General features: G+C 70.5%; 13 protein-coding genes and 2 tRNA genes. 6 read left to right on the top strand and 9 right to left on the bottom strand.

The features are described 5' to 3' along the window. Both D7V93_RS24820 and D7V93_RS24815 read right to left on the bottom strand, forming a co-directional pair. Nucleotides 1-1,020, bottom strand: a 1,020-nt coding sequence (locus tag D7V93_RS24820; RefSeq protein ID WP_244237489.1) for a CheR family methyltransferase, incomplete at its 3' end; no start/stop codon positions are given. Beyond that, on the bottom strand, nucleotides 1,017-1,580 hold the full coding sequence (locus D7V93_RS24815; RefSeq protein ID WP_120645760.1) for a chemotaxis protein CheW: 564 nt from the start codon (nucleotides 1,578-1,580) through the stop codon (nucleotides 1,017-1,019). The genes D7V93_RS24820 and D7V93_RS24815, both read right to left, overlap by 4 nt. Before the next feature lie 245 nt (nucleotides 1,581-1,825). Between D7V93_RS24815 and D7V93_RS24810 the strand changes: the two genes are divergently transcribed. Then, nucleotides 1,826-3,886: a TonB family protein gene (locus D7V93_RS24810; protein ID WP_120645759.1), complete on the top strand. Its 2,061-nt coding sequence runs from the start codon at nucleotides 1,826-1,828 to the stop codon at nucleotides 3,884-3,886. A gap of 31 nt (nucleotides 3,887-3,917) precedes the next feature. On the opposite strand, the gene D7V93_RS24805 is transcribed toward D7V93_RS24810, so the two are convergent. From D7V93_RS24805 to D7V93_RS24790, 4 genes are read right to left on the bottom strand one after another with little or no spacing between them, the layout of a single operon-like run. Continuing rightward, a complete protein-coding gene (locus tag D7V93_RS24805) occupies nucleotides 3,918-4,637 on the bottom strand; it encodes an HAD family hydrolase (RefSeq protein WP_120645762.1) in 720 nt (239 codons plus the stop codon). A gap of 9 nt (nucleotides 4,638-4,646) precedes the next feature. Further along, the gene (locus D7V93_RS24800) at nucleotides 4,647-5,618 is read right to left on the bottom strand and encodes a myxosortase-dependent metalloprotease, MXAN_2677/MXAN_2678 family (RefSeq protein WP_120645758.1); all 972 of its coding nucleotides are present in this window, start codon (nucleotides 5,616-5,618) and stop codon (nucleotides 4,647-4,649) included. After that, entirely contained in the window at nucleotides 5,615-6,526 is a 912-nt protein-coding gene (locus D7V93_RS24795) for a myxosortase-dependent metalloprotease, MXAN_2677/MXAN_2678 family (RefSeq protein WP_120645757.1), read from the bottom strand. Before D7V93_RS24795 ends, D7V93_RS24800 begins: the two co-directional genes overlap by 4 nt. After that, the gene (locus tag D7V93_RS24790) at nucleotides 6,526-7,113 is read right to left on the bottom strand and encodes a hypothetical protein (RefSeq protein WP_120645756.1); all 588 of its coding nucleotides are present in this window, start codon (nucleotides 7,111-7,113) and stop codon (nucleotides 6,526-6,528) included. The genes D7V93_RS24795 and D7V93_RS24790 overlap by 1 nt, the downstream gene beginning before the upstream one ends. A 112-nt stretch (nucleotides 7,114-7,225) precedes the next feature. On the opposite strand from D7V93_RS24790, the gene gltX reads away from it, so the two are divergent. The 4 genes from gltX to D7V93_RS24770 all read left to right on the top strand — a co-directional run bounded on the left by gltX (nucleotide 7,226) and on the right by D7V93_RS24770 (nucleotide 9,402). After that, a complete protein-coding gene (gene gltX, locus D7V93_RS24785; protein WP_120645755.1) occupies nucleotides 7,226-8,668 on the top strand; it encodes a glutamate--tRNA ligase in 1,443 nt (480 codons plus the stop codon). A 46-nt stretch (nucleotides 8,669-8,714) separates the two neighbouring features. Continuing rightward, nucleotides 8,715-9,122, top strand: coding sequence for a hypothetical protein (locus tag D7V93_RS24780; protein ID WP_120645754.1), 408 nt, complete (start codon nucleotides 8,715-8,717; stop codon nucleotides 9,120-9,122). A gap of 61 nt (nucleotides 9,123-9,183) precedes the next feature. Further along, nucleotides 9,184-9,254, top strand: a tRNA-Gln gene (locus D7V93_RS24775). Between the two features lie 76 nt (nucleotides 9,255-9,330). Continuing rightward, nucleotides 9,331-9,402 (top strand) — tRNA-Glu (locus D7V93_RS24770). A 138-nt stretch (nucleotides 9,403-9,540) separates the two neighbouring features. On the opposite strand, the gene D7V93_RS24765 is transcribed toward D7V93_RS24770, so the two are convergent. Continuing rightward, the gene (locus D7V93_RS24765) at nucleotides 9,541-10,506 is read right to left on the bottom strand and encodes a response regulator (protein ID WP_208723140.1); all 966 of its coding nucleotides are present in this window, start codon (nucleotides 10,504-10,506) and stop codon (nucleotides 9,541-9,543) included. 72 nt (nucleotides 10,507-10,578) lie between these two features. On the opposite strand from D7V93_RS24765, the gene D7V93_RS24760 reads away from it, so the two are divergent. Further along, the gene (locus tag D7V93_RS24760) at nucleotides 10,579-11,157 is read left to right on the top strand and encodes a hypothetical protein (RefSeq protein ID WP_167509495.1); all 579 of its coding nucleotides are present in this window, start codon (nucleotides 10,579-10,581) and stop codon (nucleotides 11,155-11,157) included. On the opposite strand, the gene D7V93_RS24755 is transcribed toward D7V93_RS24760, so the two are convergent. Then, nucleotides 11,129-12,286, bottom strand: coding sequence for a sensor histidine kinase (locus D7V93_RS24755; protein WP_120645751.1), 1,158 nt, complete (start codon nucleotides 12,284-12,286; stop codon nucleotides 11,129-11,131). The genes D7V93_RS24760 and D7V93_RS24755 overlap by 29 nt on opposite strands. A 148-nt stretch (nucleotides 12,287-12,434) precedes the next feature. Then, nucleotides 12,435-12,695: a DUF2795 domain-containing protein gene (locus tag D7V93_RS24750; protein ID WP_120645761.1), complete on the bottom strand. Its 261-nt coding sequence runs from the start codon at nucleotides 12,693-12,695 to the stop codon at nucleotides 12,435-12,437. Between the last annotated feature and the right edge of the window lie 123 nt (nucleotides 12,696-12,818).

Below are 12,818 nucleotides of genomic sequence, written 5' to 3'. Positions count from 1 at the left end.
GGTCGGGACCGGGGCCGGCGTCACGGGCTTGAGCGCCCAGGGGCCGGGCACGGGCGGCGGCGTGAGACGGCGCGGCTCCAGCCGCAGCAGGTTGCCGGGCACCGGCGTCTCCCGGCGGAGCGCGGCGGCGGTGAGGGACGTCGGCGTGTCCCGGCGGGGCGCCGCGGCCATGGGCTCCAGCGAGGCCGAGCCCCACAACGGCTCCGGAGGCACGCGCAGCACGGGCGTACCGTCCGCGTCCAGCGTCTCCAGCCCCATCCCGTTGGTCAGCGGCACCTCCGCGGGCGACACGAAGAGCAGCCCCCCCGGCGCGAGCGCGGACACCAGCCGCGCCAGCACCGCGCGCACCAGCTCCGGCGTGAAGTAGATGAGCACGTTGCGGCAGAAGATGGCCTGGAAGCCCATGGACGGCACCGCGTCCGTGGCCAGGTTGTGGCGGCGGAAGTCCACCGTGCGGATCACCTCCGGCGCGACGGTGTGGTGCGGGTCCTGTCCCGCGGGGCCGGCGTGCTGGGTGAGGAAGCGCCGCTCCAGGTCCGGCTCGATGCGCCGCAGCGACCACGGGCTGTACACGGCGGCCTTCGCGCGCAGCAGCGCCCGGCCGGACACGTCCGTCGCCAGCACGCGGAAGCGCCCCGCCTCTCCCAGCCCCGCGGCCATCAGCGCCATCGCGATGCTGTAGGGCTCCTCGCCGCTCGCGCAGCCCGCGCTCCACACGCTGAAGGTGCCGCCCGCGTGCATGCGGGCCCGCAGCGCCAGCGCGCGCAGGTGCTCCGGGTGACGGAAGAAGTACGTCTCGCCAATGACGGCGTGCTCGATGAACGCCTCCACCGCCGCCGGATCCCGCATCAGCAGCTGGCGAAGGAACGTCGCTTCCGACAGGCCGCGCGCCAACGCCGCGCGGGACAACGCAGGCTCCAGTGAACGACGCAGGCTGCTCGCGAGCGTCAGGCCGCAGGCGCTCTGGAGCACCTCCTCGACCTTCGCGAGCGTGACCTCGTCGAGGAGCCCTTCGCTCACAGGCCCTCCATCCCGGCCAGCACGGCGCTCGTGCGCAGCAGCGGGCGAAGGCCCTCGGGCGTGCGGCACAGCCCGGCCATCAGCCCGGTGCCGTCCCACGGCAACGCCTCCTCACCCCCGGGCGTGCCGTCCAGCAGCACCGGCGTCTCCACCAGGTCCCGCACGCGGTCCACGAGCAGCGCCACCGTGCGGCCCGCGTCCACCACCACCAGGTGCGAGTCCAGATCCGGCACGCGCTTCACGCCCAGCAGCCGCGCCAGATCCACCACCACCGCCGGACTGCCGCGGTACACGAACGTGCCCGCCACATGCGGAGGCGCGCCGGGCAGCGCATCCAACGCGACCAGCCGGACCACCTCCTGGACATGCCGGGCCGGCACGAGCGCGGACGTGCCGCCTGCCTCCACGGTGAGGTAGAGACCAGGCAAGCGCAGCTCGCCCTGCAGGGAAGCAAGCTCCTGCCGCAGCAACACCTGCTCTGCTTCCAACGCGCTCAGCCGCTGCTGCACGGAGGCACGGCGCACCTGTGATTGAACGGGGGCTTTGGGGGTTTCGGCCATCAGGAGACTCCGCCCACCCCGAGGCAGGCAGGGATAAAAACGGTAAACCGGGAGGGCCTCCCAACGCAATGCGGGGCAGCCGGAAGTTCCCCCCTCCGACCCAGCCCCTGGGGGCAGGGTCCCGGATGCCCCGACGTGGTGGATTACCGACCCCCATGGGGTGCGCCCGACCGTGGAGTTGTGCTTGGATGAACACCTGTCGCGTTTGACGGAGAAACCATGCTGCCTGCTTCAAGGGGACACGAATGATCAAGAGCGATTCCCCGAGTCCCGAGGCGCCGGGAACGGATCCGCTCATCGGCCGGACGTTGAACGGCCGCTTCAGCATTCTGGAGCCCCTGGGCGTGGGTGGCATGGGCAAGGTGTACCGCGCCCTGCAGGCACCGCTCGAGCGCGTGGTCGCCCTCAAGGTGCTCAACCCCAACTTCCCGAGCAGCCGTGATCCGGGCTTCCAGAAGCGCTTCCTTCGTGAAGCGTCGCTGACCTCGAAGCTGCGGCATCCGAACACCGTCACCGTCATCGACTACGGGCAGACGGACGACGGCATCTATTACATCGCGATGGAGTACCTGGAGGGTCGCACGCTCGCGCAGGTGCTCGGCCAGGTGGGCCCGCTGCCGTGGGCGCGCGCGGTGTCGGTGGCGCAGCAGGTGTGCCGCTCGCTGCGCGAGGCGCACAGCCTGGGCATCATCCACCGCGACCTGAAGCCCGCGAACATCATGATCCTCAGCGAGTCGGATCAGGAGCTGGTGAAGGTCCTGGACTTCGGGCTCGTGAAGTCGGTGGCGCCGCAGGAGGGGCCCGTCAGCCCGGAGATCACCCAGAACGGCACGTTCCTGGGCTCGCCGCAGTACATGGCCCCGGAGCAGGCGCGCAACGTGGCGGACGCGCGCAGCGACGTGTACTCGCTGGGCATCATGCTGTTCCAGATGCTGATGGGCCGCCCGCCGTTCATCGCGCGCGACCACATCGAGCTCATCTTCGCCCACTACAAGGAGCCGCCTCCCACGTTCCAGGCCATGCGCCCGGACCTCGCGGTGCCGCCGGAAATCGAGATGGTGGTCCGCCGGTGTCTGGAGAAGGACCCTGTCCGGCGCTACCAGACGATGGACGAGCTGCTGGAGGGCCTGCGCGAGGCGCACATGTCCGCGGGCGGCAGCAGCGGCGTGTTCCGCCGCATGGGCGGCACGAGCACCACGGGCCCCTACCCCTCTCCGCCGACGACGGGCCCCTACGCCTCGCCGCTGTTCTCCAACGTGGGCAACAACGACGCGGCGGACGGGCTCGAGATGGACATCAGCGTGGAGGTGCCGCGCGACGTCCAGCGCGCCCGGCAGCGCACGCTGCTGATGGGCGGCCTCGTCGGTGGCGTGGTGGTGGCGGGGCTCGTCGGCACGATGATGTTCTTCCTGCGCGGCGGTCCGGAGGAGAAGCCCGCGCAGGCGGCGGCGCAGGTGGCGGCCCCCGCACCGCAGGCCGCGGTGGCGGAGGCCCCGGTGGCGCCCGGCGCGGGCAAGGTGCGCTTCCGGCTGATGAGCCAGCCGTCCGGCGCGCGCGTCTTCTACAAGGGCAAGGACCGGGGCACGACGCCCTTCGTCCTGGAGCTGCCGCTGGGCAGCGAGGGCAGCATCACCGCGGAGCTGTCGTTCGTGCTGGAGGGCTACCAGACGGAGACGGTCGTCACCGGCGGCTCCGGCGAGGTGGTGCTGTCGCAGAAGCTGACGAAGCGCCGGGGTGGCGCTGAACGGCCTGGCCGCGTGGAGCTGGCCAACGCCTCCACGCCCGAGGACTTCGAGAACCTGGCCCCCGTGACGCAGGGCGGGCTCGCCGCGCCGGTGATGATGCAGGCGCAGGCGAACCCGTCCGCGATGGTCGTCCCCGCCGCCGCGGTGAGCGACAAGTCCGCGGGCTCGCTGGGCGCATCCGCCGCGACGACGCAGGTGAGCGCGGCGGGCAGCCTCGCGGTGCCGTCCCTGACGACGGGCGCGCTCGCGCCCGTCCGCGCTGACGCCATCATCCCCTTCAACGAGGCCATGGAGCGGCCGGTGATGCTGGAGGAGGGCCGCACCATCGCCTACTCGCGCGAGGCGCTCGCCATCAAGGCGGAGGGGCTCGTGGCGGTGCGCTGCACCATCACCAGCAAGGGCCGCGTGGAGAACTGCCGCATCCTGAAGATGGTGCAGCACATGGACCGGGCCGTGCTCGACTCGCTCCAGTCCCGCGTCTACAAGCCCATCCAGTACCAGGGCCGCCCGGTCAACGTGGACTACACGTTCACCATGCGGCTCGTCTCCCCGCGCCGCTGAAGCGAGGAGCCGTCGTCACCTCCACCGCGTCCTACGGACCGGTGGAGGGCAGGAGCGGCGGTGAGGGTGGGACGGACGGGGCGGCGCCTCCCGGAGGCACGCCCCAGTCCACCACCGGCCAGCCCCGCCGTCGGGCCTCGCGTCGCAGGCGGTGGTCGGGGTTCACCACCACGGGACGCCCCACCACCTCCAGCACCGGCAGGTCGGAATACGAGTCCGTGTAGAAGGCGCACGCGGACAGCGGCACGCCCGCCTCCTTCGCGGTGGCCTCCGCGTAGAGCCGCTTGCCCTCGCCGAAGCAGATGGGCCCCAGCGCGCGCCCGGTGTGGAGCCCCGCCGCGTCCACCTCGAAGCGGTTGCACAGCACGCCGTCCAGGCGCAGCTCGCGCGCCACCAGGTCGGACAGGTAGCCCGAGGACGACGTCAGGAGCACGAGCCGGTCGCCTGCCTCCCGATGGGCCTCCAGGGCAAGCAGCCCGCCCGGCCGGTACTGGCCGCGCACCTGCTCCGTGTAGAAGTCGGCGGAGCGCGCTTCCAGGTCCCGCGCGTCGGAGCCCGTGAGCAGGGCGGTGGCGCGCACGAGCACGTCCTGCATGGCCACGAACCCCAGGTGGTAGCGCGCGAGCAGCAGGCTGGCGCGCAGGGCCTGCCAGCGGGAGATGTGCCCCAGCGCCAGCTCACGCCGCACCCACAGCGACGCGGAGTTGGCGGCGAGCAGCGTCCGGTCCAGGTCGAAGAAGGCGACAGCCACGCTCACAGTCTAACCGCGCGGCCCGTCCGCGGCAGCCTCATGCCCACCGGACGCCAGCCCCGCTGCCCGCCCGCTCCGGCGACGCCGGACAAGCCCCGCCGCCCACAGCAGCACGGCGGCCACGGACGGGCCCCCGGCGGTGGCGGCGCAGCCGGTGCCCTTGCCTTCCGCCACCAGCTTGAGGCCCGGATCCTCCGGGATGCGGCACTGGGTGGGGGGCAGGCCGCGAGGATAGGCCGAGCAGAACCCCGCGGCGGAGCCCGCGTCGATGACCCGCTTAGCCGTCTCCCCCTGCGACGCGGTGGCCTCCATGGTGGAGCCCGCGGCGAAGACGTGGTCCAGCCCCACGACGTGGCCCAGCTCGTGCGTCATGGTGTTCTGCAGGTCCGTGGCGACGCAGTTCGTGGCGGGCACGCCCTCGCACGGGGGGCCGTTGACGGTGGTGAAGAGGAACGTGGGGCCGGAATCGGTTTCGGCCGCGTTGAGCTCGATGTCCGAGTCCACCACGTGCCCGTCCTTGAAGCTGAACGACGACGTGGTGAGCCCGATGGTGGCGCCCCCGTGCGACCAGCACTGGTACACGTTGCCGCACGTCTCCTCTTCCCAGCACGCGTCGTCGGCCGGAGCGACGTCCTGGCAGTCGCGCTCGCGGAAGGTGACGACGTTGTAGTTGTCGAAGGGGTGCTCCTCGTCGTAGCCCACGTCCACCCGCTGTCGCCAGTCCTCGCCCCGGATGAAGCGGAAGTCGCTGCACGTCGCGGACAGCGTCCGCCACGCATCGAAGGCGGCCTCGATGGCGGCGAACTCCGTGTCTCCGGGCGTGCGCGTGCTGCCGGCCGCGTCCAGGTGGTAGACGTAGTCACGCCCCGGCCACACCAGACACAGCGGCCGGCCCGGCACGAGCGTGCGCTTGTAGTCCTGCTGCGCGCCCGCCGCCGCCGCGCCCAGGAGCACCGCCAGCAGCAGCAGGCGACGACTCACCGCCCACCCCTGCGGCGGCGGCGCGTGAACAGCGAGGCGGCGGCCAGGAGCGGCAGCACGGCCAGGCCTCCCGACGCCGTGGCGCAGCCGTCTCCGTCCCCATCCCCATCGCCGTCCCCATCGCCATTGCCGTTGCCGTTGCCCGGCACCGGGAAGCAGGGCTTGCTCGCGCTGCCCTTGGGGTACGCGGCGCAGACGAAGTCCTTCGAGCCCTGATCGATGGAGCGCTTCTCCGTCTCCCCAGGAGGGGCGCTGGGGTTCATCGTGGAGCCGGTGGCCAGCGTGTGGTCCAGGCCCACGAAGTGGCCCACCTCGTGCGTGGCCGTGTTCTGCACGTCCGTCTCCACGCAGTCCGGCGTGGCCACGATGCCGCACGGCCCGCCGTTGCCGGTGGTGAAGTTGAAGCGCGCGGCGTTGAAGGAGATGTCGGAGTCGTACACGACGCCCGTGCGCTCGTCGTAGGTGGTGAGCGTGATGGCGATGGTGCCGTCGCTGTCATCCCAGCAGTCGTAGGTGTTCGCGCAGGTGTCCAGGGTGTTGCACGCGTCGCTGGGGTCCACCACCTCGCGGCAGCTGCGCGAGCGGAAGAGCATGAGGTTGATGTTCGTGCCCGTGCGCTCGTAGCCCACCTTCCGGCTGCTCACCCGAGGCCCCTCTTCCAGCGTCAGGTTGCCGCAGTTGGCGAAGAGGTCCTGCCAGCTCTGGAACGAGTCGGAGATGGCCTTGAACTCCGTGTGGTTCGTCACCCGCTGGTTGCCCACGGTGCTCTGCTGCCAGACGACGCGCGACTGCGTCCAGTACAGACACTGCGTGGATTCATCCCCCGGCGACACCCGGCTGCGCACGTACGGCGCGGAGCTCTGTCCCAGCGCCACCGCCAGCACCACCCACGACGCGAGCGCGCCCATCACTTCGTCCCCTTCGTCGCGGGCGCGCCCTGCTGCGCCTGAAGCGCCGCGCGGATGGCCGTCTTCAGCTGCTCGAGCGTCACCGGCTTCGCGGACGACACGCTCTGCTGATGCGTCTTCGGATCGATGAGCACCGCATCCCCGGTGGACGCCGGCACCGCCATCGCGCTGGTGCCGGAAGCCGAGCGCTGCACCTGGTACTTGCCCTGCGCCATGCCCGCGAGCCGGAACGCCGTCGCGCCCTTCTTCTCCAGGAAGACGACGACCTCCTCGCCCTCGGAGAAGGACGCCAGGCCGCTCACCACCTGCCCGATGTCGCCCACCCGACCGCCCGGCTGGGTGACGAGCACCGTGCCGCCGGGCTGCCCCTTGAGCGACTCGGTGACCTGGATCTCCACGTCGGTGACGATGCGCTGATTGTCCCCGCTCCACCGGCTCTGCACGCGCCGGACGACGCCCTGCACCACCGCGTCGGAAGCCTGCGCCATCTGGGGAAGGTCCGCGCGCAGCATCGTCGTGGCCCCCGCGGGAAGCCCGCCGAGCAGGGCGGCCAGCACCAACGTGCGAACTGAACGTCGAATCGACATGGAAAGTCTCCTTGGCAACGCAGCCTATCCTCAGCCTTTCAAGAGCGCACCGGACAAGAGGGGCGGCTTGCGTTGACCCTCGTGCATCCCTCCTGCTATCGCGCGCCTGTCCATGGCCCCGTTCAAACCCCGCGTCCGCTTCGCTCCGTCTCCTACTGGATACCTCCACATCGGAGGTGCCCGCACCGCGCTGTTCAACTACCTCTACGCGCGGCGTTACGGCGGCACCTTCATCCTGCGCATCGAGGACACGGACCAGGAGCGCTCCACCCCGGAGTCGGTCGAGGCCATCCTGGACGGACTGAAATGGCTGGGCCTGGACTGGGACGAGGGCCCCCGCAAGGAGGGCGCCCACGGCCCCTACTTCCAGACCCAGCGGCTGGACACCTACCGCGCCCACGCCGACCAGCTCATCTCCGAGGGCAAGGCCTTTCGCTGCTACTGCACGCGCGAGGAGATCGCCGTGCGTCGCGAGGTGGCGGAGAAGGAGAACCGCGCCTACCGCTACGAGGGCACCTGCTACGAGCTGAAGGCCCCGCCCGCCGGCAAGAAGCTGGAGGACGCGGTCATCCGCTTCCGCATGCCCACGGGGGAAGGCGAGGTGTCGTACGACGACAAAGTCCTGGGCGTCATCACCAAGCCGTACTCGGACCTGGATGACTGGGTCATGATGCGCGCGGACGGCATCCCGCTCTACAACTACGGCTGCGTCATCGACGACCACCTGATGGAGATCACCCTGGTGGCGCGCGGCCAGGAGCACATCAACTCCACCTTCCCGCAGCTGATGCTCTACAAGGCGCTGGGGTGGACGCCGCCGGACTTCGCGCACCTGCCGCTCATCCTCGGGCCGGACCGCGAGAAGCTCTCCAAGCGCAAGCACCCGGAAGCGGACGTGATGCTCCACGCGCGCACCGGCATCATGCCGGAGGCGCTGCTCAACTTCGTCGTCCGCCTGGGCTGGGGCCACGGCAACGACGAGGTCATCAGCCGCGAGCAGATGGTGGAGTGGTTCGACTTCGACGGCGTGGGCAGCACCTCCGGCGTGTGGAACCCGGAGAAGCTCCAGTGGCTCAACCAGCAGTGGTTCAAGCTGCTGCCCCCCGCGCTCGTCGCCGAGCGGCTGACGCCCTTCCTGGAGGCCCGCGGCTTCCAGGCCCGGGGCGACGCGCGCCTGGAGCCGCTGGTGGTCGCGCTGCGCGAGCGCTCGCGCACGCTGGACGAGATGGCGAACACCGCGTCCATCTACTTCCGCACCGGCGTCACCCTGGATGAGAAGGCCGCGGCCAAGCACCTGACCGGGGACTCGCTGGGACTCCTGCGCCAGGCCCGCGAGAAGCTGGACGCGCTGCCCACCTGGACGGTGGAGCCGCTGGACGGCGTGGTGAAGGCGGTGAGCGAGGCGGCCAGCGTGGGCATGGGCAAGGTGGCCCAGCCCCTGCGCGTCGCCATCACCGGCAACACGACGAGCCCCGGCATCGGGGAGACGCTGCTGCTCGTGGGGCGCGAGGAAGCCCTCCGGCGCATCGACGTGGCGCTCGCGCGCGGTGGGTGAGATTGACGGTGGACGCGGGACACGCCGGGCCCTATCTTGGCCGGCGATGACGCGACCGCTTGACAGCCTGCGACCCCATTTCTATAAGGCGCGCCCGCTCGGGGCCGTGCTGCTGGCCCTCTGGGCAACGGCGTCGGGCGCCGAGCTGGTGAACGGCGCCCAGATCCCGGATGGCGCCCAGAAGGTGGGCGAGAACCGGTACCGGGCATCGCGCGACTTCGAGGCGACGCTCGACTATTACAAGACGGTCTATCCGTCCTCGAGCTACCCGAGGCGGTCGATCGTCAACCAGCCGGGCGTCAAGGCGGTGCACATCTCCAACCCGTCGGGGAAGAACTTCGAGGGGTTGAACATTTACGAGGCGAACGAAGAGGTTCGCATCTACGTCGTCCCGGCGCAGGGGACGGCGAAACCGGCGAAGAAGGACACCAAGCCGGTCAGGAAAACGAAGTAGTTGAAGTCGAGCACGGAAGTGGGTAGTAGAAGCGCCCGAAGTCGCAGGTCCCGCAGCTCTTTGGGGAATCGTCTAACGGCAGGACAGCAGACTCTGACTCTGCTTATCTAGGTTCGAATCCTAGTTCCCCAGCTGAAGTTCCTGGTTGACGTCAGCAACCAGAAAACGTAGGAAGCGTCGGCATCAAAGGCGCGGTTGTAGGAAAGCCGGCCCTGTCGTCTAGTGGTTAGGACGGAGCCCTCTCACGGCTCAAACTCGGGTTCGAATCCCGGCAGGGTCACACCGAGACGCCCACCTTCTGAAAAGAAGGTGGGCGTTTCGCTTTTGCGGGCTCGCGGTGCCACGGGCGCCCCTCCCCCGGCCACGAAGGCCAGAGGTTCGGGAGTGCTCGGGGAGGCGCGGCTTCGCGCCCCGCCGCTCAGGCCGCGGTGATGCTCTGGCGGAAGGTGTCCAGCGCGGCCGTGAGCCGCTCCTGGGCCCGCTGGATGCCCCGGCGCATCAGCAGCATGCGCACCTTCTCCGGCAGGACGCGGGCGGCGTTGGCCTGCCCGTAGCCCACCAGGTCCATGCGCAGGGTGATGGCCTCCAGCAGGTCGCTCAGGTCGGCATCCGCGCCGGCCAGGAGCACCACGTCGGGAGAGCGGCCCTGGAGGCGCTCGGCCAGCGTGCGCCACTGCGGGTCTCCGGTCTCCACCACCACCACGTCCGCGCCCTCCAGCTGGGGCGAGTACGGCGGCAGGTCCACCACCTCGAAATGCGCATCCTGCAGCACCTTCACGGCCTCACTGCTGCCCACCACCGCCACGTGGCCTTGCTGGCCCAGGCGCACCGCCTCCTCGTAGTTGCGCAGCTCCATCTCCAGCGCCACGTGCGCGGGCTCCGGCGCGTCGCGGCCTGCGTCCAGCAGCACCGCGGCCTGACGCGCGACCTCACGGGCGCCGTTGCGCGTGCGCACGCGCTCCGTCCTGCGCTCCAGCGCGCCGCGCACCTTGGCGCGCAGCACGCGCAGGTCGTCAAAGGGCTTGAGGATGTAGTCGCTGGCGCCGGCGGCGAAGGCGGCGATGACGGACTCGGAGCTGGCGTAGGCGGTGATCATCACCGCCTCCAGCGCGGGCTGCATCCGACGCGCTTCCGCGATGAGCTCCACCCCGCCCATGCCGGGCAGGTTCTTGTCCGTCACCAGCACGTCGAAGCGCTGGTCCTTCAAGAGCACCAGCGCCTCTTCCGCGCTGCCCACGGGGGACACGACAAGGTCCGCTTCACGCCCCAGGAGGCGCACGCAGATGTCGAGCACCACCGGCTCGTCATCCACCAGCAGCACCTTCGAGGCGAGCGTCCCCCGCCCTTCCCCTTCACCTTCGCCGGTCTCGAACGGGAGATCCATGAATTGGGAGGATCGCACAGCTCACGTCCAACTTCGAGGGTGGGAAATGGGAGGTCCGCCTATGCTCGCGCAGTGAGCTTCGAAGACGCGCTCCGGGAGAACCGGGTGCCGCCGCTGCTGGGCGACGTGCGGCTGTTCTACGACGGAGGACGGCTGGTGGGTGAGTCCCTGCCGCCACCCTGGACGCTGAGGCTCCTGCCATCGCTCTGCCTGGGCCTCGCCGGGGTGAGCACGGTGGTGGGCTTGGTGCTCCTCGTCCAGGACGCCTCCCGGACGCCGGGCGCCGCGGCCCTGATGCTCTTCCTCGCGGGGGCCCTGGTGGCGGGCGCACTCCTGCTGGAGGCGCGGCTCAAGCGCCGCCGCTTCGTCCTGCACTTCAAGACGGAGTCGCTGCGGCTGGAGACGCTGGCGTGGGCGCCGGGGGCCGCGCGCACGGAGACGCTGCCCTTCGATGACGTGCGCGCGGTGCACATCGTCCAGCCGTCGGGAGGCGGCTACTCGCTGGTGGTGGAGTACGGCCCGGAAGAAGCACCTCGACGCGCACTGCTGGTGCGGGACGTGAGGCCCTCGGAGGGTGAAACCCTCCACCGGGTGTGGCGCCTGCTGCACAACGCCTTCGGGCTCAAGGGGGCGGGGCTCGCCGGAAGATGAGCTCGATTTCAGTGCCCTCGCCCGGCGTGGACGACAGGCGGAGCTGACCTCCGAACTGCGTCACCAGCTCCTTGCAGATGGACAGGCCCAGCCCCGTGCCGATGCCCACGGGCTTGGTGGTGAACAGCGGCTGGAACACGCGCTCCTGCAACGCGAGCGGGATGCCGCACCCGTTGTCCACCACGGACAGCACCACCTCCGAGTCGCGCGCCGCCCACTTCACGTCGATGCGGCCCGGGCGGCCCGTGCCCTCCATCGCCTGCGCCGCGTTGACGATGAGGTTGAGCAGCACCTGGCACAGCTTCACCGGCCCGAAGACGATGCGCACGGGGTCGCCGCTGCTCGTCAGCCGCGCCCTGTCCCGCACCTCCGCCCGCGCCAGCTTCACCGCGAAGGACACGACCTCGGCCACGTCCGCGGTGGCCTCCATGTCCTCGCCGCGCGCCTGGGCGCGCAGGCCCAGCGCCACCTCGCGCAGGTGGCCCGCGCCCTCCGACAGGTCCTTGATGAGCGACGGCAGGTCCTCGATGGTGGAGGACACCTCCGAGTCCGGATCCGTGGTCAGGTGGCGCGACACGTACTGCACCACGCAGTGCATGTCGCGCTGGAGCGAGGACACGTTCTGCGTGAGGTAGCCCACCGGCCCCATCAGCTCGTGCGCGATGCCCGCCGTCACCTGGCCCAGCGTGGCCAGACGCTCGGACTTCATCATCCGGCCTTCCACCTCGCGGATGCGCAGCTCCAGCCGGGCAATCTTGAGCGCGTCCTCCAGCGCCGCCAGCAGCTCCGCGCGGTCCCACGGCTTGACGAAGTAGCGCGTCACCTGGCCGCGGTTGACGGCGTCGATGACGGCCTGCATGTCCGCGTACGCCGTGACGAGCATGCGCTTGGCGTCCGGCGCGATGGTGCGGGCGCGCTCCAGCAGCTCCACGCCCGTCATCCCCGGCATGCGCTGGTCCGACAGCACCACGCCAATCTCCCCGCGCCGCTGCTCCAGCAGCGCCAGGGCCTCGTTGGGGGACGAGCACCGGAAGATGCGAAACCGCTGCCCGAAGTTGGCGTCGAACACCCTCAGGTTGAGGGCGTCGTCGTCCACGTACAGCACGGCGGGCAGGTCCGAGGCGTTCATGGAGCTCCTCCAGACCGTGGCTTCCTCATCCGGAAGACAGGCTGGTCGCGCCGAAGATAACGCGCACCTCCGACCGCGCGCCTGGGGGTACCTTGTACCCAGGGCCGGAGGCGAGCATCGAAGGGCACACCGAGGGGACGCGCCCGATTCAGGCGGTGAGGTCCTCGACGGCGTGGATCACGGCCTCCACGGAGGGGAAACGTCCCCGGGGCAGCGCGCCCAGCTGCGACAGCACGTGCGACGGCGCCTCGTTCTCCCGCGCCACCCACGTCAACTGCTCCGCCGTGAGAGGGAACACCGCGCCCTGAAGCGCCTGCTGCAGCGAGTGCGCCAGGGACACCACCGGGACCAATGGGGCCGGCGAAGGCTCCACCTCCCGCAGTCCAAGTCCCAGGCGCTCGCGAGTCATGTCGTCGTTCATTGGCTCAGAAGTTAAGCAGCGAACCGCGCCGGCTGCTGGTCTTTTTTCGCCATCCGAAGGTAGTCAGGCAAACGAGCGCCTCCCACCCACATCCCCCCGGGTGGCCACTCC

This window comes from Corallococcus llansteffanensis (assembly GCF_003612055.1).
GTDB classification, from domain to species: Bacteria; Myxococcota; Myxococcia; order Myxococcales; family Myxococcaceae; genus Corallococcus; species Corallococcus llansteffanensis.
This window is presented reverse-complemented; position numbering and strand designations above follow the sequence as displayed.

Bases quoted from the DNA above. Each gene is read 5' to 3' on its own strand.
- D7V93_RS24810 (WP_120645759.1), top strand. From the start codon at position 1,826: ATGATCAAGAGCGATTCCCCGAGTCCCGAGGCGCCGGGAACGGATCCG.
- D7V93_RS24780 (WP_120645754.1), top strand. From the start codon at position 8,715: ATGACGCGACCGCTTGACAGCCTGCGACCCCATTTCTATAAGGCGCGC.
- D7V93_RS24755 (WP_120645751.1), bottom strand. From the start codon at position 12,286: ATGAACGCCTCGGACCTGCCCGCCGTGCTGTACGTGGACGACGACGCC.
- D7V93_RS24815 (WP_120645760.1), bottom strand. From the start codon at position 1,580: ATGGCCGAAACCCCCAAAGCCCCCGTTCAATCACAGGTGCGCCGTGCC.
- gltX (WP_120645755.1), top strand. From the start codon at position 7,226: ATGGCCCCGTTCAAACCCCGCGTCCGCTTCGCTCCGTCTCCTACTGGA.
- D7V93_RS24795 (WP_120645757.1), bottom strand. From the start codon at position 6,526: ATGGGCGCGCTCGCGTCGTGGGTGGTGCTGGCGGTGGCGCTGGGACAG.
- D7V93_RS24790 (WP_120645756.1), bottom strand. From the start codon at position 7,113: ATGTCGATTCGACGTTCAGTTCGCACGTTGGTGCTGGCCGCCCTGCTC.
- D7V93_RS24750 (WP_120645761.1), bottom strand. From the start codon at position 12,695: ATGACTCGCGAGCGCCTGGGACTTGGACTGCGGGAGGTGGAGCCTTCG.
- D7V93_RS24765 (WP_208723140.1), bottom strand. From the start codon at position 10,506: ATGGATCTCCCGTTCGAGACCGGCGAAGGTGAAGGGGAAGGGCGGGGG.